Here is a 19,048-nt window from a genome sequence, read left to right on the forward strand (position 1 = left end):
GAAACCACTCGTCCCGCCCCCGGCGCCCGGGACGAGAGCCCTTCGGGTTGACTGTTCCCATGGACCTTCCGACCGTCGACCTGCCGGCCCTGCCGAGGCTGCTCGCCGCGCCCGCACCCGGCTGGGTGGAGACCACCGACGTGGTCGTCGTCGGCTCCGGGGTCGCCGGGCTGACCGCCGCGCTGCACCTGCGCGAGGCCGGCCTGCACGTCACCGTGGTAACCAAGGTCAACATCGACGAGGGCTCGACCCGCTGGGCGCAGGGCGGCATCGCGGCGGTGCTCGACCCGGCGGACACGCCGGCCGCGCACGCGTACGACACCGAGGTGGCCGGCGTCGGCCTCTGCGATCCGGCGGCGGTCCGGGTGCTGGTGGAGGAGGGCCCGACCCGGCTGCGCGAGCTGATGCGGATCGGGGCGGAGTTCGACCGGAACCCGGACGGCTCGCTCATGCTCACCCGCGAGGGCGGCCACCGGGCCGACCGGATCGTGCACGCCGGCGGGGACGCCACCGGTGCGGAGGTGCAGCGGGCGCTGCACGCCGCGGTGCGCCGCGACCCGTGGATCCGGCTTGTCGAGCACGCCCTGGTGCTGGACCTGCTGCGCGCCCCCGGTGACGGGCCGGACGGGCTCGGCCCGGCCTGCGGGATCACCCTGCACGTGCTCGGTGAGGGCAGCGAGGACGGCGTGGGGGCCATCCTGGGCCGTGCCGTGGTGCTGGCCACCGGCGGAATGGGGCAGATCTTCGCGGCCACCACCAACCCGGCCGTCTCCACCGGCGACGGGGTGGCGCTCGCGCTGCGGGCCGGCGCGACGGTCACCGACCTGGAGTTCGTGCAGTTCCACCCGACCGCGCTGATCGTGCCGGCCGGTGAGCCGGGCGCGGGTCTGGCCCAGCAGCCGCTGGTCTCCGAGGCGCTGCGCGGCGAGGGCGCGTACCTGGTCGACGGTGACGGCAAGCGGTTCATGGTGGGCCAGCACGAGCTGGCCGAGCTGGCGCCCCGCGACGTGGTGGCCAAGGGCATCCACCGGGTGCTGCTGACCACCGGCGCGGACCACGTCTGGCTGGACGCCCGCCACCTCGGCGGCGACTTCCTGGCCCGGCGCTTCCCGACGATCGTGGCCTCCTGCCTGGCCATCGGGGTGGACCCGGCCACGGACCTGATCCCGGTCGCCCCGGCCGCCCACTACGCCTCCGGCGGCGTCCGGACCGACCTGCGCGGCCGCACCTCGATCCCCGGCCTGTACGCCTGCGGCGAGGTCGCCTGCACCGGCGTGCACGGCGCCAACCGGCTGGCCAGCAACTCGCTGCTGGAGGGGCTGGTCTTCTCCCGCCGGATCGCCGAGGACATCGCCGCCGGGCTGCCCGAGCAGGCGAAGCCGGCCGAGGTCGGTGCCTGGGTGGGCGGTCAGGGCTGGCTCGTGCCGGCCGGGGCCACGCCGACCCTGCAACGGGCCATGACCCGGGGCGCGGGTGTGCTCCGCTCGGCGCCGACGCTCGCCGGGACCGCCGCCGCCCTCACCGAGCTGGGCCAGGCCCGGGGCGTGCCGCGCACCGCCGACTGGGAGGCGACGAACCTGCTCACGGTGGCGTCGACCCTGGTCGCCGCCGCGTACGCCCGCCGGGAGACCCGGGGCTGCCACTGGCGGGAGGACTTCCCGACGGCCGACGAGCGGTGGCGCGGCCACCTCGTGGCCGGCATCGGGGCGGAGGGCTTGTTGACCGAGCGCTGGGAGGAACAGTGAGGGAGTCGACGGAGCGGGCGCTGCGGGCCGGTGGCCTGGACCCGGAGCAGGTTCGGCGGGTGATCGTCGACGCGCTCACCGAGGACCTGGGCCCGAACTTCCTCGACGTGACGAGCGTCGCCACCATCCCGGACGCGCAGAACGACACCGCCGACCTGGTCGCCCGCGCCGACGGCGTGGTGGCCGGGCTGCCGGTGGCCGCGGCCTTGTTCGAGCTGGTGGGCGAGGTGACCCGGGCGGACCGTACCGTCGAGGTGTCGCTGGTGGCCCGCGACGGGCAGCGGGTGGCGCGCGGCGACGTGCTGGCCACGGTGACCGGCCCGACCCGGCTGCTGCTCACCGCCGAGCGGACGGCGCTGAACCTGCTCTCCCGGATGTCCGGGGTGGCCACCCACACCCGGGCCTGGGCCGACGCGCTGGCCGGCACCAAGGCGACCGTGCTGGACACCCGCAAGACCACCCCCGGCCTGCGCGCCCTCGAGAAGTACGCGGTCCGCGCCGGCGGCGGCACCAACAAGCGGATGGGCCTGCACGACGTCGCCATGATCAAGGACAACCACAAGGTGGCCGCGGGCGGGATCGGCGCCGCGTTCCGCCGGGTCCGGGAGGCGTTCCCGGACGTGCCCGTGCAGGTGGAGGTGGACACCCTGGCCGAGGCGGTGGAGGCGGTCGAGGCCGGCGCCACCTTCCTGCTGCTGGACAACATGACCCCGGCGCAGCTGCGCGAGGTGGTGGCCGCGGTGGGCGACCGGGCGGAGCTGGAGGCGACCGGGGGGCTCACCCTGCCGGTGGCCGCCGGGTACGGGGCGACCGGCGTCGACTTCCTCTCGGTGGGCGCGCTGACCCACTCCTCACCGATCCTCGACATCGCGCTGGACCTGCGGGAGGAGTGAGGGTCAGCCCAGCCGGGCGGTGAGCGCGGTGGCCGGCACCAGGTTGAAGATGACCTGGCTCTCGGTGTCGTCCCGGGCGTCCAGCCCGTACTTGGCGCGGAAGAGCTGGAGCGCGCGGTGGTAGATCTCGGCCTCCAGCTCGTCGGCCTCGGCGAGGGCGAACGCCTGCCCGGCCGCCTCCGGCCGGTTCGGCAGCACCACGGTCAGCCCGGCCAGCCCGTGCCGGGCGACGTTGCGGACGAGGTCGCCGCCGGCGATGTACCAGGTGCCGTCCAGCCGGACGTAGCGGGCGTCGCAGGACTCCAGCTCGGTGTCGCCCCGGCGGAGGCAGACGTTGAGCGTGAGGCAGGCGTCGAGGTCGCGCACCGGGGCGGTCTCCCACAGCTCGCTGAACCGGTCGTCGACGAACTCCCCGAGCGGGGTGGAGACGTAGGCCTCCAGCTGCTGGGCGTCGAAGGTCTTGCCGTGCACGGGAAAGAACGAGATGAACGCCTTGTCGTTCCAGCGGTACATCTGGACCGAGGGGGCGGTGGCGTAGATCCGTACCCGGAGGCGCGAGCGGGCGGCCGGCGCGAGCTGCTGCTGGAGTCGACTGAAGTGGTAGAGGTTGTTCATGATCGCGACGGCGGTGTCGGCGCGGCGCAGCTCCTCGGCGCGGAGCCGGACGGCGGGGGAGTCCGGGTCGAGCAGCAGCACCCTGACCGTGGCGCCGTTGGCCAGGGCGAAGCGCAGCGCGGCGAGGAACCGGGTCGTGTACGGCCCTTCCAGCATGCTGGTGAAGGTCTCCAGGATGGCCACCACCTCGCGGGACTGCGCCACCCGCTGGATCAGCGCGTCCCGGTCCAGCCGCGGGTGCTCGATGATGGTGGCGGTGCGGAGCTCCCGGAAGAGCGGGTTGAGCACCACATAGGTCAGGAGCGTCATGATCAGGGCGGCGCCGATGTTGAGGTAGAGGTCGCCGCGGAAGGTCTGCCCGTGGCGTTGCCACGACTGCCCGGCCTGGACGATCATCCAGAGCGCCCCACCGGCCAGCACCGCGAGCACCAGCACGTGCCGGCGTCGCCGTAGCAGGGCGCTGCGCCCCCGGACCCACCACATCCTCGACATGTCCGCTCCCCGTCCGGCCGTGCCGTGGATAGAACCATGTTCATGCCGCGATGTGTTCAGGATACGGTTCGGCCGCCGCTGCGCGCCCACCCGCCCGGCGGTTGTCTAGGCTGCGATCGTGCTGCTCTGCATCGACATCGGAAACACCAACACCGTGCTGGCGACCTTCGACGGCGACAAGCTGGTGCACAACTGGCGGATCAAGACCGACGCCCGGTCCACCGCGGACGAGCTGGGTCTGATGTTCCGCGGGTTGCTCGCCGGTGACGCCGTGGAGATCACCGGGGTGGCCGCCTGCTCGACCGTGCCGGCCGCGCTGCGCTCGCTGCGCACCATGCTGGCCCGCTACTACGCCGACCTGCCCAGCGTGATCGTCGAGCCCGGCGTGCGCACCGGCGTGCAGCTCGCCATCGACAACCCCAAGGAGGTCGGCGCGGACCGGGTGGTCAACACCCTGGCCGCGTACACCCTCTACGGCGGGCCGTGCATCGTGGTGGACTTCGGCACCACGACCAACTTCGACGTGATCAGCGGCCGGGGCGAGTTCCTCGGCGGTGCGTTCGCGCCGGGCATCGAGATCTCCTTCGACGCGCTCGCCGCCCGCGCCGCCCAGCTCCGCAAGGTGGAGGCCACCAAGCCGCGCTCGGTGATCGGCAAGAACACCGTCGAGTGCCTCCAGGCCGGCCTCTACTTCGGCTTCGCCGGCCAGGTGGACCGGATCGTCGAGCGGATGACCGAGGAGCTGGGCGAGGTGAAGGCCGTGATCGCCACCGGCGGTCTGGCCTCGCTGGTGCTCAGCGAGTGCCGCACCATCACCCACCACGAGCCGATGATCACCCTGATCGGCCTGCGGATGGTCTACGAGCGCAACCTCTGAGCCTCAGCGGCGGCGGGAGCGGAAGACGAGGGTGCGGTAGGGCAGCTCGACCGCCGCGCGGCCGGCCAGGTCGGGGTGGGTGGCGAAGAGTTCGCCCAGCTCACGGTCGACCCGCGCCCGCTCGTCGGGCGGTGCGGTCAGCCAGTACGAGCGGGTGTGCAGCATGCCGACCACCTCGTCCGGGGTCAGCGTGGTCGCGTGGGCGAACTCGCCCACCTCGACCGGCTCGAAGGCGGGACCGAAGTCGGCGTACTTCTCGGTCACGTCGCCGGCGTTGTCACCGAGATGGGCGATCCGGGTCAGCTCCGCCACCCACGTCACCCGCTCGTCCCGGACGTTCCAGAGCGGCGCGAACGTGCCGCCCGGCCGCAGCACCCGGGCGATCTCGGCGTGCGCCGGCTCCCGGTCGAACCAGTGGTAGGCCTGACCCACCAGCACCGCGTCGGCCGATCCGTCCGGAAGCGGCACCGACTCGGCGCTGCCGGCCAGCGCCGTGGTGCCCGCGGTGGCGGCCGCCAGTTGCGCCCGCATCCCCGGATCCGGTTCCACGGGTACGACCTCGTGCGCCAGCGCGAGCACCCCGCGGGTGAGGATGCCGGTGCCCGCGCCGAGGTCGACCACCCGGGCCGGTGCGGCCAGCCCGTCCAGCGCCCAGCGCAGCGCCTCCTCGGGATAGCGGGGCCGGAAGCGGTCGTACTCGGCGGCGGCGGCGCCGAAGGAGAGTGCCGGGGTGACGTCGACCATGAGGCGAGGCTAGTGCGGCGGCCGGCCGCACGGGGGGCGGCTGCGCCCGGCCGGGCGGGGTCAGTTCCGCCGCGCCCGGGCCACCAGCGTGCGGTAGGGGAGGTCGATCGTGTCCCGGCCGGCCAGCTCCGGGTGGCCGGCGAGGAGGTCGCGCAGCTCCGCGTCGACCGCGCGGCGGCGCTCCGGTCCGGCGGTCAGGTAGTGCGAGCGGGTGCGGACCATGCCGAGCAGCTCGTCCGGGGTCAGCGGGGTGGTGTGGTCGAACTCGGCCCATTCGGGCGCCGCGAACCGGGGACCGAAGCCGGTCACGGTCTCACGCAGGTGGTTGACGGTGTCGCCGATCTCGGCGATCCGGTTCAGCTCGGTCACCCAGCCGACCCGGTCGTCCCGGAGGTTCCACACCGCCGCGAAGAGACCGCCGGCCCGCAGCACCCGGGCGATCTCCGGGTGCGCCCGCTCCCGGTCGAACCAGTGGTACGCCTGGCCGACCAGCACCGCGTCCGCGTACCCGTCGGGCAGCGGGACCGACTCGGCGCTGCCCTCCCGGGCGGCGACGCCGGGCGTGGCGGCCTCGAACTGGGCGCGCATCGCCGGGTCGGGCTCGACGGCGGTCACCGCGTGCCCGAGGGCGAGCAGGCCACGGCTGACGATCCCGGTGCCGGCGCCCAGGTCGACGGTGCGGACCGGCAGGGTGAGGTCGCCGAGCGCCCAGCGCAGCGCGGCCTCGGGATAGCGGGGCCGGTAGCGGTCGTAGTCGGCGGCGGCCGCGCCGAACGACAGGGCCTCAGTGGGGTCGGTCATGGCGGGCAGGTTATCCCGTAACGACCCGGCAGCCCCTTGAGTACGCTCGGGGCCTGACCCCGCCCGAATTCTCCGTCTGAGGAAGCGTGCCGTGACCGAGCAGAACGCCCTGCCAGTAGACCCCGCCGACGACCTTCCGGAGCAGATGAAGGTCCGCCGGGAGAAGCGGGACCGGATGCTCGCCGAGGGCGTCGAGCCGTACCCGGTCGGCTTCCCGCGGACCAGCACGCTGGCGAAGATCCGCGAGCGGTACGCCGACCTGCCCACGGACACGGCCACCGGCGACCGGGTCTCGGTCACCGGCCGGGTGATCTTCGTGCGCAACACCGGCAAGCTCTGCTTCGCCACCCTGCGGGACGGCGACGGCACCGAACTCCAGGCGATGCTCTCCCTGGACCGGGTGGGCGCCGAGCGGCTGGACGACTGGAAGCGCCTGGTCGACCTGGGCGACCATGTCGGCGTGACCGGCGAGGTGATCACCAGCCGGCGCGGCGAGCTGTCGGTGCTCGTCGAGGAGTGGGCGGTGACCGCGAAGGCGTTGCGCCCGCTGCCGGTGGCGCACAAGCCGCTCAGCGAGGAGGCCCGGGTCCGCCAGCGCTACGTGGACCTGGTGGTCCGCCCGCAGGCCCGGCAGATGGTCCGCACCCGGGCCACCGCCGTGCGCAGCCTCCGGGACACCCTCCACGCGCAGGACTTCATCGAGGTCGAGACCCCGATGCTCCAGTTGCTGCACGGCGGCGCGGCGGCCCGCCCATTCGTGACCCACAGCAATGCGTTGAACACCGATCTGTATCTCCGAATCGCGCCGGAACTGTTTCTGAAGCGTGCGGTCGTCGGGGGCGTCGACCGGGTCTTCGAGATCAACCGCAACTTCCGTAATGAGGGCATCGACTCCTCGCACTCGCCCGAGTTCGCGATGCTCGAGACCTACCAGGCGTACGGCGACTACAACACGATGGCGGAGCTGACCCGAAATCTCGTGCAGCAGGCCGCTCTCGCGGTCGCCGGCTCGACGGTCGTCACCCACGCCGACGGCCGCGAGTTCGATCTGGGCGGCGAGTGGCGCTCGGTGTCGCTGTTCGGGGTTCTTTCCGAAGCGCTCGGCGAGGAGGTCACCGTCCGCACCGAAAGGTCACGCCTGGTCGAGTACGCGGACAAGGTCGGCCTCTCCGTCGACCCGAAGTGGGGCCCGGGCAAGCTGGCCGAGGAGCTGTTCGAGGAGTTGGTGGTCCCGTCGCTCCAGGCGCCCACCTTCGTCTGTGACTACCCGGAGGAGACCAGTCCGCTCACCCGGGCCCACCGCAGCGAGCCGGGGCTCGCCGAGAAGTGGGACCTCTACGTGCTCGGTTTCGAGCTGGGGACCGCGTACTCGGAGCTGGTCGACCCGGTGGTGCAGCGGGAGCGGCTGGTGGCGCAGGCGCAGCTCGCGGCGCGGGGCGACGACGAGGCCATGCGGCTGGACGAGGACTTTCTCCGGGCGATGGAGTACGGAATGCCGCCGGCCGGCGGTATGGGAATGGGAATCGACCGGCTCCTGATGGCGCTGACCGGCCTGGGAATTCGGGAAACCATCCTGTTCCCGTTGGTCCGGCCGGAGTAGCACACAAGCTTCTCCGGGTCGTTACCGCGTCCTATTGACGGAGCGAGCAGCGGGCGGGCTATTGTGCTCTTGTATTGCAGGAGCACAACCCTGCTCGAAAGGAATGTGGGACGTGGCCAAGCAGATCATTCACAAGCTGGTCGATGACCTGGACGGCGGGGACGCTGACGAGACCGTCAAGTTCGCGCTCGACGGTGTGCAGTACGAGATCGACCTCTCGGCTTCCAACGCTGAAAAATTGCGCGACGTATTCGCGCAGTACATCGCGCACGGCACGAAGGTCGGCCGTGGCGGTGTGGTCGTGGGTGGCCGGGCCGCCCGTGGGCGGGGTGGCGCGACCGCCGACCGCGAGCAGAACAAGGCCATCCGGGCCTGGGCCAAGAAGGCCGGCAAGGACATCTCCGACCGGGGGCGCATCCCGCAGGAGATCGTGGACGAGTACCACGCGAAGGCGGGGCACTGACCCGACGACCCGCAGCGGGCGACACGACGCCGGACCGGAGTGCCACTCCGGGCCGGCGTCGCCGTTTCCGCCCGCGCGCGCCGTCTGTCCGGTCCGTGCCGGGCGGGTGGCGCAGCGTGCTCCGGCACGGGAAGAAACCGGCGCCCGGGGCCGTTGTCCACAGGCGGTGGGGATTCTGTCCACAGGTTGTGGAAGACCGCGGCCGGGCGCCGACGCCCCCGCTCCAGCCCCTCGACCGGGCTTTTCCACCGGCGGTCGAATTTCGCTCTGCGCGTACAGGCGGGGGTACCGGAACACCTCCTGAGCGCGGACGGTTGTCAGAAACGACGCGTGCACGACCATTCGCGGGGACACACGACCTCAGCGGAGTCGGTCCGCGGCGATAGAGTAAGGAGGCACGGACGCCCGTCCCGGACGTCCGCGCACCGGCCCCGCCGAGATCTGACCATCAAGGCGCACGGCACGTGAGGAGCACGAGGGCATGTTCGAGCGGTTCACCGACCGAGCGCGACGGGTTGTCGTCCTGGCCCAAGAAGAGGCCCGGATGCTCAACCACAACTACATCGGTACGGAGCACATCCTGCTGGGCCTGATCCACGAGGGTGAGGGTGTCGCGGCAAAGGCCCTGGAGAGCCTCGGCATCTCCCTGGAGGGCGTCCGTCAGCAGGTCGAGGAGATCATCGGCCAGGGCCAGCAGGCGCCGAGCGGGCACATCCCGTTCACGCCGCGGGCCAAGAAGGTGCTGGAGCTGTCGCTGCGCGAGGCGCTGCAGCTCGGCCACAACTACATCGGCACGGAGCACATCCTGCTCGGCCTGATCCGTGAGGGCGAGGGCGTCGCCGCCCAGGTGCTGGTCAAGCTCGGCGCCGACCTCAACCGGGTCCGCCAGCAGGTGATCCAGCTGCTCTCCGGCTACCAGGGCAAGGAGCCGGCCGCGGCGGGCGCCGCGCCGGGCGAGGCCGCGCCGTCGACCAGCCTCGTGCTGGACCAGTTCGGCCGGAACCTGACCCAGGCCGCCCGTGAGGGCAAGCTCGACCCGGTCATCGGGCGCGAGAAGGAAATCGAGCGGGTCATGCAGGTGCTCTCCCGCCGGACCAAGAACAACCCGGTCCTGATCGGTGAGCCCGGCGTCGGCAAGACCGCCGTGGTGGAGGGGCTGTCCCAGAAGATCATCAAGGGCGAGGTGCCCGAGACGCTGAAGGACAAGCAGCTCTACACCCTCGACCTCGGTGCACTGGTCGCCGGTTCCCGCTACCGCGGTGACTTCGAGGAGCGCCTCAAGAAGGTGCTCAAGGAGATCCGCACCCGCGGCGACATCATCCTGTTCATCGACGAGATCCACACCCTGGTGGGTGCGGGTGCCGCCGAGGGCGCGATCGACGCCGCCAGCATCCTCAAGCCGATGCTGGCCCGTGGCGAGCTGCAGACCATCGGCGCCACGACGCTCGACGAGTACCGCAAGCACCTGGAGAAGGACGCCGCTCTCGAGCGCCGCTTCCAGCCGATCCAGGTGGGTGAGCCCTCGCTGGCCCACACCATCGAGATCCTCAAGGGCCTGCGGGACCGCTACGAGGCGCACCACCGGGTGAGCATCACCGACGCGGCTCTCGTGGCTGCCGCCACCCTGGCCGACCGCTACATCTCCGACCGCTTCCTGCCGGACAAGGCGATCGACCTGATCGACGAGGCCGGTGCCCGGATGCGCATCCGCCGGATGACCGCGCCGCCAGACCTGCGCGACTTCGACGAGCGGATCGCCCAGGTCCGCCGCGACAAGGAGTCCGCGATCGACGCGCAGGACTTCGAGCGGGCCGCGCAGCTCCGCGACAAGGAGAAGCAGCTCCTCGGGCAGAAGGCCCAGCGGGAGAAGGAGTGGAAGGCCGGTGACCTGGACGTCGTCAGCGAGGTCGACGACGAGCAGATCGCCGAGGTGCTCGGCAACTGGACCGGCATCCCGGTCTACAAGCTGACCGAGGAGGAGACCTCGCGCCTGCTGCGCATGGAGGACGAGCTGCACAAGCGCGTCATCGGCCAGGAGGACGCGGTCAAGGCGGTCTCGAAGGCGATCCGGCGGACCCGGGCCGGCCTGAAGGACCCGAAGCGCCCGTCCGGCTCGTTCATCTTTGCCGGCCCGTCCGGTGTCGGTAAGACCGAGCTCTCCAAGGCGCTCGCCGAGTTCCTGTTCGGCAGCGAGGACGCCCTCATCCAGCTGGACATGTCCGAGTTCCACGACCGGTACACGGTGTCCCGGCTGGTGGGTGCCCCTCCCGGCTACGTCGGCTACGACGAGGGCGGGCAGCTGACCGAGAAGGTGCGTCGTCGGCCGTTCTCGGTGGTCCTCTTCGACGAGATCGAGAAGGCTCACCCGGACGTGTTCAACACGCTCCTCCAGATCCTGGAGGACGGGCGGCTCACCGACGGCCAGGGTCGGATCGTGGACTTCAAGAACACGGTCATCATCCTGACCACCAACCTCGGCACGCGGGACGTCGCCAAGGCGGTGTCGCTGGGCTTCCAGGCCTCTGACGACTCCGAGTCGAACTACGACCGGATGAAGCAGAAGGTCAACGACGAGCTCAAGCAGCACTTCCGGCCCGAGTTCCTCAACCGGATCGACGACACCATCGTCTTCCACCAGCTGCGCGAGAACGAGATCCTCCAGATCGTGGACATCATGATCGCCCGGATCGAGACGCAGCTGAGGAACAAGGACATGGGCCTGGAGCTGACCGACAACGCCAAGAAGTACCTGGCGAAGAAGGGCTTCGACCCGGTGCTGGGCGCGCGGCCGCTGCGTCGCACGATCCAGCGCGACATCGAGGACAACCTGTCCGAGCGGATCCTCTTCAACGAGCTGACCCCGGGTCAGATCGTGGTGGTGGACTGCGAGGGCGACCCCGACAACATCGACAAGTCCAAGCTCGTCTTCCGGGGCGCCGACCGGCCGGTGGCCGTGCCGGACGCGGTCCCGGCGGACCTCGGCGGCACCGCCGCCACGGGCGCGGACGACGCCGCGTAGGTTCGGGCAACAGATCGAGGGCGACGGCCCCGGCAGGCGAAAGCCGCCGGGGCCGTCGCCTTTTCTCGTGCTGAGCCGGCCGGGACCGGGCCGGCGGGTCAGGGGCGGGGGAGCGGGACCGGAGGGCCGTCGCCGACGAGCCGGAAGGACTCCTCGCCGACCGGCTCGACCAGGCCGTCGGTGACCAGCCCGGCCAGCGCCCGGGCCCGCTGCACGTCGTCGTGCCAGACCTGGTCCAGCCGCTGGTGCGGCACCGGGGCGGAGGCGTCGCGGAGCACCGCGAGGAGCAGGCCGCGCACCTGCCGGTCGGTGCCGGCGTAGCGCTGGGGGCGGCGGGTCGGGCCGGCCGGGGCCGGCTGGCCGGAGGCCCGCCAGGCGCAGCTCGACTCCACGGGGCACACCCCGCAGCGCGGGGCCCGGGCGGTGCAGACCACCGCGCCGAGTTCCATGAACGCCGCACTGGCCAGGGCCGCCGCGGCCGGCTCGCCGGGCAGGAGCTCCTCGGTGGCGACCAGGTCGGCGGGGCGGGTGGCGGGTCCCGCATCGGGTTCGCCGGCGATCGCCCGGCACACCACCCGCCGGACGTTGGTGTCGACCACCGGGTGCCGCTGCCCGTACGCGAAGGCCGCCACCGCCCGGGCCGTGTACGTGCCGACCCCGGGCAGCGCCAGCAGGTGGTCGAGCCGATCCGGCACCTCACCGCCGTGCCGTTCCACGATGGCCACCGCACAGTCGCGCAGGCGTACGGCCCGGCGGGGGTAGCCGAGCCGGCCCCACATCCGGATCGCCTCGGCCGGCGTGTCCTCCGCCAGCGCGGCCGGCGTCGGCCAGCGGGACAGCCACGCCTCCCAGGCCGGCAGCACCCGGACCACGGGTGTCTGCTGGAGCATGACCTCGCTGACCAGGATCGCCCAGGCGCCGATGCCAGGCTCGCGCCAGGGCAGGTCGCGGGCGTTGCGTTCGTACCACCGGCTGACCAGGGTGGCGAAGGTGGGCTCAGACATCGCGCCGCCAAGGATGTCACGGGCGGCTTTCCCGCGGGTTGGGCGGGGCGGGCGGGCCGTCGCGGCCGTTCGACGGCGACGGGGCAGAATGTCCGGATGAACGAGCTCGCGATCACCGTCATCGGCCGGGACCGGCCGGGCATCGTGGCCGACGTCGCCGAGGTCCTCGCGCGGCTCGGCGCGAACCTCACCGACTCGACGATGACCCGGTTGCGGGGACACTTCGCCATGACCCTGATCTGCGTGGGGCCGGCCGCCGCCGACGTCGAGGCCGCGCTGGCGCCGCTCGCCGCCGAGGGCCAGCTGCTGGCCACCGTACGCGCGGTCACCCCCGACGGGGAGAACGCGCCCGGCGGCGAGCCGTACGTGATGGCGGTGCACGGCGCGGACCGGATGGGCATCGTGGCGGCGATGACCCGGGTGCTGACCGACGCGGGCGGCAACGTGACCGACCTGAGCACCCGGTTGACCGGTTCCCTGTACGTGGTGGTCGCCGAGGTCGAGCTGCCGCCGGGCAGCGCCGACGAGGTGGCCGGCCGGCTCGCCCGTACCGCCGCGGAGCTGGGCGTGGGGGTCAGCCTCCGCCCGGCGGACACGGACCTGCTGTGACCGCGGAGGAGTACGCCGGCCTGGGCGGCTGGACGCCGGAGAAGCTCGACGCCCCCGGAGCGGTACGCCCGGTCGTGTCCGCGCCGGACCCGGTGCTCAGCCGGCCCGGTCCGGCCGTCGACCCGACCTCGGCCGAGGTCGTCCGACTGGCCGCCGACCTGGTCGCCACCATGCGGGTGTCGCCGGGCTGCGTGGGCCTGGCCGCGCCGCAGGTGGGGGTGAGCGCCCAGGTGTTCGCGGTGGATGTGACCGGGCACCCGAAGGCCGTCACCGTGCACGGCGCGTTCGTGCTGTGCAACGCCACCGTGGTGGAGGCGAGCCGCTGGAAGGCCGGGCGGGAGGGCTGCATGTCGGTGCCCGACCTGACCGGTGACGTGAAGCGGGCCAGCCGGCTGGTGGTCGAGGGTGTGCTGCCGGGCAGCGGCGACCCGGTGCGGCTGGTGACCGACGGGTTCGAGGCGCGGGCGCTCCAGCACGAGATCGACCACTGCGCCGGCCTGCTCTTCCTGGACCGGGTCGCGGGGGCGCACGCCGTCTACCAGCGCAAGGTCTACCTCTGACCGGTCGTGACCGGGTGGCGCCGCTCAGCGAGCCGCTTCGTCCCCTGTGGAGTGTTGTGGAAGCCGGGCGGAGGGCCTTCGGCGCGTCGGACCGGCGGGCCGGGCGTCGCGCCGCTACGGTGAACGCATCATGCGTCTGACGGTCGGCCCACTGCCTCCCGCCGTGTACTGGCGGCGTCGAGCCGTCGTCTTCGGAGCCGGGCTGCTTTTCCTGATTGTCCTGCTCTATTCGTGCACCGGCACCGATCGCACCGACACCCCGTCGGGCAACGCGGGGGGCAATGCGGGCGGCTCGCCGTCGGCGGCCGCTCCCGGGCCGACCGGTTCGCTGCTGACCCCGCGGTCCACCAGCCCGTCGCCCACCCCGGGCGAGTCGGGCGGCGGCAACGGGACGAGCGACGGGGGCGGCACGGGCACCGACAACGGCGGCGGCCAGAACGGTGGCGGCACGAACGGTGGCGGCACGAACGACGGTGGCGCGCCGGCCGCCCCGGTGGCCGACGACGGCACCTGCGCCGACTCGGAGATCCAGGTGACCCCGGTGGCGCTGCCGGCCTCCGCGCAGCGGGGCACGGTGGTCACCCTGCGCCTCAGGGTCAAGAACATCTCGGAGCGCACGTGCAGCCGGGACGTCGGGGCCGACCTGCAGGAGCTCTACATCAAGGCCGGCGCGGCGAAGGTGTGGTCCTCGGACACCTGCGGCACCGGCAAGGGCTCCGACGTCCAGTCGTTCACGCCCAACTTCGAGCGCTCCTACGAGCTGGGCTGGAACGGGCGGGACGTGAGCCGCTGCGCCAACGGCGTGGCCGCCGGCCCGTACGCCCCGATCGGCACGTACCAGCTCTTCGCCCGGGTGGGCACCAAGCTCAGCGAGCCCGTGAAACTCACCATCACCGGCTGACCCGAGGGTCAGACGTAGCGCTCCAGGATGGACGCCTCGGCGAGGCGGGACAGCCCCTCACGCACGCCCCGGGCGCGGGCGTCGCCAACCCCCTCGACCGCCTGGAGGTCCTCCACGGTCGCGCCCAGCAGGCGCTGGAGGCTGCCGAAGTGCACCACCAGCCGGTCGACCACGGCCGCGGGGAGCCGGGGCACCTTGGCCAGCAGGCGGAAGCCGCGCGGGCTCACGGCGGCGTCGAGCGCGTCCGAGGCGGACGGGTAGCCGATCGCCTTGGCCACCGCGACCAGGTCGATCAGCTCGGTGGCGCTGAGCAGGTCCAGCTCGACAAGCGCCTCGTCGAGGGTGCGCGACTTCCGGCCCACCGGCAGGTAGTCCCGGATGACGAGGGTGCGGTCGGCGTCCACCCCGGCCATCAGCTCGTCGAGCTGGAGGGCGAGCAGGCGGCCGTCGGTGCCCAGCTCCACGACGTAGCCGGCGATCTCGTCGGCGATCCGCCGGACCATCTCCAGCCGCTGCACCACGGCCACGGCGTCGCGGACGGTCACCAGATCCTCGATCTCCAGGGCGGAGAGCGTGCCGGAGACCTCGTCCAGCCGGAGCTTGTAACGCTCGAGCGTGGCCAGCGCCTGGTTGGCCCGGGAAAGGATCGCCGCCGAGTCGTCCAGCACGTGCCGCTGGCCGTTCACGTAGAGGCTGATGATCCGCATGGACTGGCTGACCGAGATGACCGGGTAGCCGGTCTGCCGGGCCACCCGCTCGGCCGTGCGGTGCCGGGTGCCGGACTCCTCGGTGGGGATCGACGGGTCGGGCATCAGGTGCACCGCGGCCCGGACGATCCGGGTGCCGTCGCTGGAGAGCACCACGGCGCCGTCCATCTTGCACAGCTCGCGGACCCGGGTCGCGGAGAACTCGACGTCCAGCGGGAAACCGCCGGTGCAGATCTGCTCGACGATCTTGTCGTAGCCGAGAACGATCAGCGCGCCCGTGCGGCCGCGCAGGATCCGCTCCAGGCCGTCGCGCAGCGCGGTGCCCGGCGCCATGAGGGCGAGGTTGGCCCGCAACGGGTCGCCGCCGGCCCCGCCGACGCTTCCGGTGACGCTCACGCTGATGGGACGGGCGGGAGAGCCCACGGCGCCGGTGCGGGCGTGCGGCGTCGTCGCGGCGGGCTTGGTGGCATCGCGGTCGATCGGCACGGGCACAGTCTACGGACTGCGGTGCGGTGGGTGCTCTCGTGGTTACTGTGATGTGTCACGATGTCCGGCTCCCCCCGTCGCCGACCCGCTGCGCCGGCTGTCCGGAATCGCCCGGCCGGTCCCACCGTACGCCTACGGACGGTCACTCCGCCGACGCGCGCGCGGCAGCCTGGAGGGCCGCCCGGACGTCGGTGACCTCTATCACCCGCATGTTCTCCGGGGCCACCCCGCTGCTGCCCGGGCCGCAGCCGGGCGGCACGAGGGCCAGCCGGAAGCCGAGCCGAGCCGCCTCGGCCAGCCGGCGGGGCACCGCACCGACCCGGCGCACCTCGCCGGTCAACCCGACCTCGCCGATGGCCACCAGCTGCGGGTTGAGGGCCAGGTTGAGCCCGCCGGAGGCGACCGCCAGGGCCACGGCCAGGTCGGCCGCCGGCTCGACCACCCGGATGCCGCCCACCGTGGCGGCGAAGACCTCGCGGTCGTGCAGCGTCAGCCGCTCGGTGCGCCGCTGGAGCACCGCGAGCACCATGGCCAGCCGCGCGCCGTCCAGCCCGGAGACCGTGCGCCGGGGGGAGCCGGCGACCGTGGCGCCGATCAGCGCCTGCACCTCGGTGACCAGGGCGCGCCGCCCCTCCATGGCCACCGTCACACAGGTGCCCGGGACCGGCTCGGAGTAGCGGGTCAGGAACAGGCCGGACGGATCCGCCAGGCTGCTGATGCCACCCTCGTGCATCTCGAAGCAGCCCACCTCGTCGGCCGCGCCGAACCGGTTCTTCACCCCGCGGACCATGCGCAGCGAGGAGTGCTTGTCGCCCTCGAAGTGCAGCACCACGTCGACCAGGTGCTCCAGCACCCGGGGCCCGGCGACCTGGCCGTCCTTGGTGACGTGCCCGACCAGCACGGTGGCGACACCACGCTCCTTGGCGACCGCGACGAGCGCCGCGGTGACCGCCCGGACCTGGGTGACCCCGCCCGGAACGCCCTCGGTGCCGGTCGTCGAGATGGTCTGCACCGAGTCGAGGACCAGCAGCCCCGGCTTGACCGCGTCGAGGTGGCCGAGCACCGCCGAGAGGTCGCTCTCGGCGGCCAGGTAGAGCTGGTCGTGCAGCGTGCCCATCCGCTCGGCGCGCAGCCGCACCTGGCTGACCGACTCCTCACCGCTGACCACCAGCGACGGGCTGCCCGCGTTGGCCGCCCACTGCTGGGCGACGTCGAGCAGCAGGGTGGACTTGCCGACCCCCGGCTCCCCGGCCAGCAGCACCACCGCGCCGGGGACCAGGCCGCCGCCGAGCACCCGGTCGAGCTCGCTGACGCCGGTGGCCCGGGCCCGGGCGGGCGCGGCGCTGATGGTGGCGATCGGGCGGGCCGGCTCGGCGGGCATCCGGGAGCTGACCACCCGGCCGGAGACCAGCGGGCCGGTCACCGTGCACTCGACCACCGAGCCCCACTCGCCGCACTCCGGGCAGCGCCCGACCCACTTGGGGGGCTGGTGGCCGCAGGCGTCGCACTCGTAGGCCGGGCGGGGCTCGCGGGCGGCGCCGCGGCCGCGGCCGGCGGCGGCGCGGGGGGAGGTCGATCGGGGCTGGCTCACCCCAGGACGCTAACCGGACGGTACGACGAAAGCCCACCCGGAAACGACGACACCGCCGGGCGTGGCGCTGGCCACACCGGCGGTGTCGTCGGAGCTGGGTCGGGCGTCAGCTGTGGTTGCCGCCCTCGGTGCCGCCCTCGATGAGGCCGCCCGGGTGGCCGGCGCCGCCCTCCTCCTCGCGGGGCTGCACCACCGCCGAGGGCGGTGCGGCCGGGGTCAGCGGGACGCCGACCGCCGCGCCGGTCTTGATGACCTTGCCGCCCCCGAAGTCGAAGGTCAGGTTGACCGGCTGGCCGACGCGCAGGCTCTGGTTCAGGCCGACGAGCTGGAGGAACCGCGGGCTGCTGCCGGTCAGTTGGACGTAGCTGTTGGCCGGGATCTCGATCCGGGCCGGCTGGCCGGCCGGCGCCGACTCGCTCGCCGACGGCGACGGGTTCGCCGAGGCGGAGCCGCTGGCCGAGGCGGAGCCGCTCGCCGACGGGGACTCGCTGGTGCCCAGCGACTGGCTGGGCGAGGCGCTCGGGTCGGTCGCGGTGGGTGACGCGGAGGCCGGCTCGGTCGGCGAGCCGGTCGGGGTGGCCGCCTCGCTGCCCGCCCCGGCGCCGCTGAGCACGATCTCCCGGGCGCCGTCGGTGGTGACGGTCACGGTCACCGGCTGCTGGCTGTCGTTGTAGATGACCGCGTTGAGCCGCGCGTTGGCGCCGGACTTGTAACCCTCCGGGCCGGGGAACTCCATGTAGAGGCCGCGCACCTTGTAGAGGTTGTCGGGGGTCTGGACGCTGACGCCCTGCACCGACGGGATCTTGTTGGCGGTCTCGGCCACCTGGCCGGCGCCACACCCGGACAGCAGCAGGCTCGCTGCCGCCGCCGTACCGGCCAGCAACAGGGCCGCCGGCCGGGAACCCCTGATCGAGCGCGTCACGTCGGTCCTCCTCGTCACGATCCCCACCCGGCCGGACGCCGGACACGGGGGTGGCCATACCCGCGCAGACCGCGCTCCAGGGTAGTTGGAGCTGATCGAGGGCCGCACGCCGACCCGGTAATGCCACCTTCCAGGGGACCGGTCAGACCACCCGACCGCTCGCCACCAGGAGCACCACATCGATCAGCGCCACCACCAGCACCGCCCGGAAGGCGGCCACCGGCCGGGCGCCGGTCCCGGTCGGCGTGCGTCCGACGTACCAGCCGACGGCCGGCACCCCGACGGCGGCGGCGACCGCCGCCAGCCCGGCCCACGACGGCGGTCCGGGTGGCCCGACGACAAGCGCGACGGTGGCCGCGAGGAGCAGCCCGGCGGCGGCCGCCCGGCTGCCCGCGGGCCCCAGCCGGTGGGGCAGCCCGCGCACGCCGGTCCGCGCGTCGTCGGCCAGGTCCGGCAGCACGTTGGCGAAGTGCGCCCCCGCGCCCAGCAACGCCGCGGCGGCGACCAGCCAGACCGGTGGCGCGGGCGTGCCGGGCAGGGCCAGCACCACGAAGGCGGGCAGCGCGCCGAACGAGACCGCGTAGGGCAGGACCGAGACCGGGGTCGACTTCAGCGGCCAGTTGTAGAGCAGCGCCGCGACCAGGCCGAGGGTGGCGCAGAGCGCCGCCGCCGGGCCGAGGGCCAGCGCCAGCAGCGGGGTGGCCACGGCGGCCGGCACGGTGGCGCGGGCCAGGACCCGCCGCGAGACCGCGCCGGTGGCCACCGGTTTGTCGGTACGCCCCACCGTGGCGTCCCGGTCGGCGTCGATCAGGTCGTTGCTCCAGCCCACGGCGAGCTGGCTGGCCAGCACCGTGAGCGACACGACGGCGACCCCGCCCGCACCGTGCCCGACCGCCCGGGCGAGCAGCCCGGCCACCACGGTCACCGCGGCGGCCGGTTCCGGGTGGCTCGCCCTGACCAGCCCTAACACCGACATCGACATAAGAGAAGTCTGGTCGTTACCGGGGAGTCGTGCCACG

The 19,048-nt window shown here is 73.2% G+C and carries 17 protein-coding genes; 9 read left to right on the forward strand and 8 right to left on the reverse strand.

The window, feature by feature from the left end; all coding sequences use genetic code 11:
* Positions 1 to 59 precede the first annotated feature (59 nt).
* Positions 60 to 1,745, forward strand: coding sequence for an L-aspartate oxidase (locus NFX44_RS07200; protein ID WP_262282716.1), 1,686 nt, complete (start codon positions 60 to 62; stop codon positions 1,743 to 1,745).
* A complete protein-coding gene (nadC, locus tag NFX44_RS07205; protein WP_262282717.1) occupies positions 1,742 to 2,638 on the forward strand; it encodes a carboxylating nicotinate-nucleotide diphosphorylase in 897 nt (298 codons plus the stop codon). The genes NFX44_RS07200 and nadC overlap by 4 nt, the downstream gene beginning before the upstream one ends.
* A 3-nt stretch (positions 2,639 to 2,641) precedes the next feature.
* Here the strand turns inward: nadC and NFX44_RS07210 are convergent, their stop codons facing one another.
* Positions 2,642 to 3,745, reverse strand: coding sequence for a hypothetical protein (locus tag NFX44_RS07210; RefSeq protein WP_262282718.1), 1,104 nt, complete (start codon positions 3,743 to 3,745; stop codon positions 2,642 to 2,644).
* Between the two features lie 118 nt (positions 3,746 to 3,863).
* Between NFX44_RS07210 and NFX44_RS07215 the strand changes: the two genes are divergently transcribed.
* The gene (locus NFX44_RS07215; protein WP_262282719.1) at positions 3,864 to 4,622 is read left to right on the forward strand and encodes a type III pantothenate kinase; all 759 of its coding nucleotides are present in this window, start codon (positions 3,864 to 3,866) and stop codon (positions 4,620 to 4,622) included.
* Between the two features lie 3 nt (positions 4,623 to 4,625).
* On the opposite strand, the gene NFX44_RS07220 is transcribed toward NFX44_RS07215, so the two are convergent.
* Positions 4,626 to 5,366, reverse strand: a complete 741-nt coding sequence (locus tag NFX44_RS07220; protein WP_262282720.1) for a class I SAM-dependent methyltransferase — start codon at positions 5,364 to 5,366, stop codon at positions 4,626 to 4,628.
* A gap of 60 nt (positions 5,367 to 5,426) precedes the next feature.
* On the reverse strand, positions 5,427 to 6,167 hold the full coding sequence (locus NFX44_RS07225) for a class I SAM-dependent methyltransferase (RefSeq protein WP_262282721.1): 741 nt from the start codon (positions 6,165 to 6,167) through the stop codon (positions 5,427 to 5,429).
* 91 nt (positions 6,168 to 6,258) lie between these two features.
* Between NFX44_RS07225 and lysS the strand changes: the two genes are divergently transcribed.
* The 3 genes from lysS (at position 6,259) to NFX44_RS07240 (ending at position 11,249) form a co-directional block, all read left to right on the forward strand.
* The gene (gene lysS / locus NFX44_RS07230) at positions 6,259 to 7,767 is read left to right on the forward strand and encodes a lysine--tRNA ligase (RefSeq protein ID WP_262282722.1); all 1,509 of its coding nucleotides are present in this window, start codon (positions 6,259 to 6,261) and stop codon (positions 7,765 to 7,767) included.
* A 112-nt stretch (positions 7,768 to 7,879) separates the two neighbouring features.
* Positions 7,880 to 8,230 carry an Lsr2 family protein gene (locus NFX44_RS07235; protein WP_091267630.1) on the forward strand — a complete coding sequence of 117 codons (351 nt, stop codon included), beginning with the start codon at positions 7,880 to 7,882 and terminating at the stop codon, positions 8,228 to 8,230.
* A 481-nt stretch (positions 8,231 to 8,711) separates the two neighbouring features.
* A complete protein-coding gene (locus NFX44_RS07240; protein ID WP_262282723.1) occupies positions 8,712 to 11,249 on the forward strand; it encodes an ATP-dependent Clp protease ATP-binding subunit in 2,538 nt (845 codons plus the stop codon).
* A 98-nt stretch (positions 11,250 to 11,347) separates the two neighbouring features.
* Here the strand turns inward: NFX44_RS07240 and NFX44_RS07245 are convergent, their stop codons facing one another.
* Complete coding sequence (locus tag NFX44_RS07245; RefSeq protein ID WP_262282724.1) at positions 11,348 to 12,253, reverse strand: A/G-specific adenine glycosylase; 906 nt, start codon at positions 12,251 to 12,253, stop codon at positions 11,348 to 11,350.
* A 96-nt stretch (positions 12,254 to 12,349) separates the two neighbouring features.
* Here NFX44_RS07245 and NFX44_RS07250 point away from each other — a divergent pair, with 96 nt between their 5' ends.
* The 3 genes from NFX44_RS07250 (at position 12,350) to NFX44_RS07260 (ending at position 14,323) form a co-directional block, all read left to right on the forward strand.
* Entirely contained in the window at positions 12,350 to 12,862 is a 513-nt protein-coding gene (locus NFX44_RS07250) for a glycine cleavage system protein R (protein WP_262282725.1), read from the forward strand.
* Positions 12,859 to 13,422, forward strand: coding sequence for a peptide deformylase (locus NFX44_RS07255; protein WP_262282726.1), 564 nt, complete (start codon positions 12,859 to 12,861; stop codon positions 13,420 to 13,422). The genes NFX44_RS07250 and NFX44_RS07255 overlap by 4 nt, the downstream gene beginning before the upstream one ends.
* A gap of 130 nt (positions 13,423 to 13,552) precedes the next feature.
* Entirely contained in the window at positions 13,553 to 14,323 is a 771-nt protein-coding gene (locus tag NFX44_RS07260; RefSeq protein WP_262282727.1) for a hypothetical protein, read from the forward strand.
* A gap of 8 nt (positions 14,324 to 14,331) precedes the next feature.
* Here NFX44_RS07260 and disA read toward each other — a convergent pair whose 3' ends face one another.
* From disA to NFX44_RS07280, 4 genes are all read right to left on the reverse strand, one after another.
* The gene (gene disA, locus NFX44_RS07265; RefSeq protein ID WP_262282728.1) at positions 14,332 to 15,516 is read right to left on the reverse strand and encodes a DNA integrity scanning diadenylate cyclase DisA; all 1,185 of its coding nucleotides are present in this window, start codon (positions 15,514 to 15,516) and stop codon (positions 14,332 to 14,334) included.
* A gap of 142 nt (positions 15,517 to 15,658) precedes the next feature.
* A complete protein-coding gene (gene radA / locus NFX44_RS07270) occupies positions 15,659 to 17,107 on the reverse strand; it encodes a DNA repair protein RadA (RefSeq protein WP_262282729.1) in 1,449 nt (482 codons plus the stop codon).
* A gap of 106 nt (positions 17,108 to 17,213) precedes the next feature.
* Positions 17,214 to 18,029: a hypothetical protein gene (locus NFX44_RS07275; RefSeq protein ID WP_262282730.1), complete on the reverse strand. Its 816-nt coding sequence runs from the start codon at positions 18,027 to 18,029 to the stop codon at positions 17,214 to 17,216.
* Positions 18,030 to 18,171: 142 nt separating this feature from the next.
* Positions 18,172 to 19,011: a UbiA family prenyltransferase gene (locus NFX44_RS07280; RefSeq protein ID WP_262282731.1), complete on the reverse strand. Its 840-nt coding sequence runs from the start codon at positions 19,009 to 19,011 to the stop codon at positions 18,172 to 18,174.
* Between the last annotated feature and the right edge of the window lie 37 nt (positions 19,012 to 19,048).

It is taken from the genome of Micromonospora sp. MA102 (assembly GCF_025460765.1).
Classification (GTDB): domain Bacteria; phylum Actinomycetota; class Actinomycetes; order Mycobacteriales; family Micromonosporaceae; genus Micromonospora; species Micromonospora halotolerans.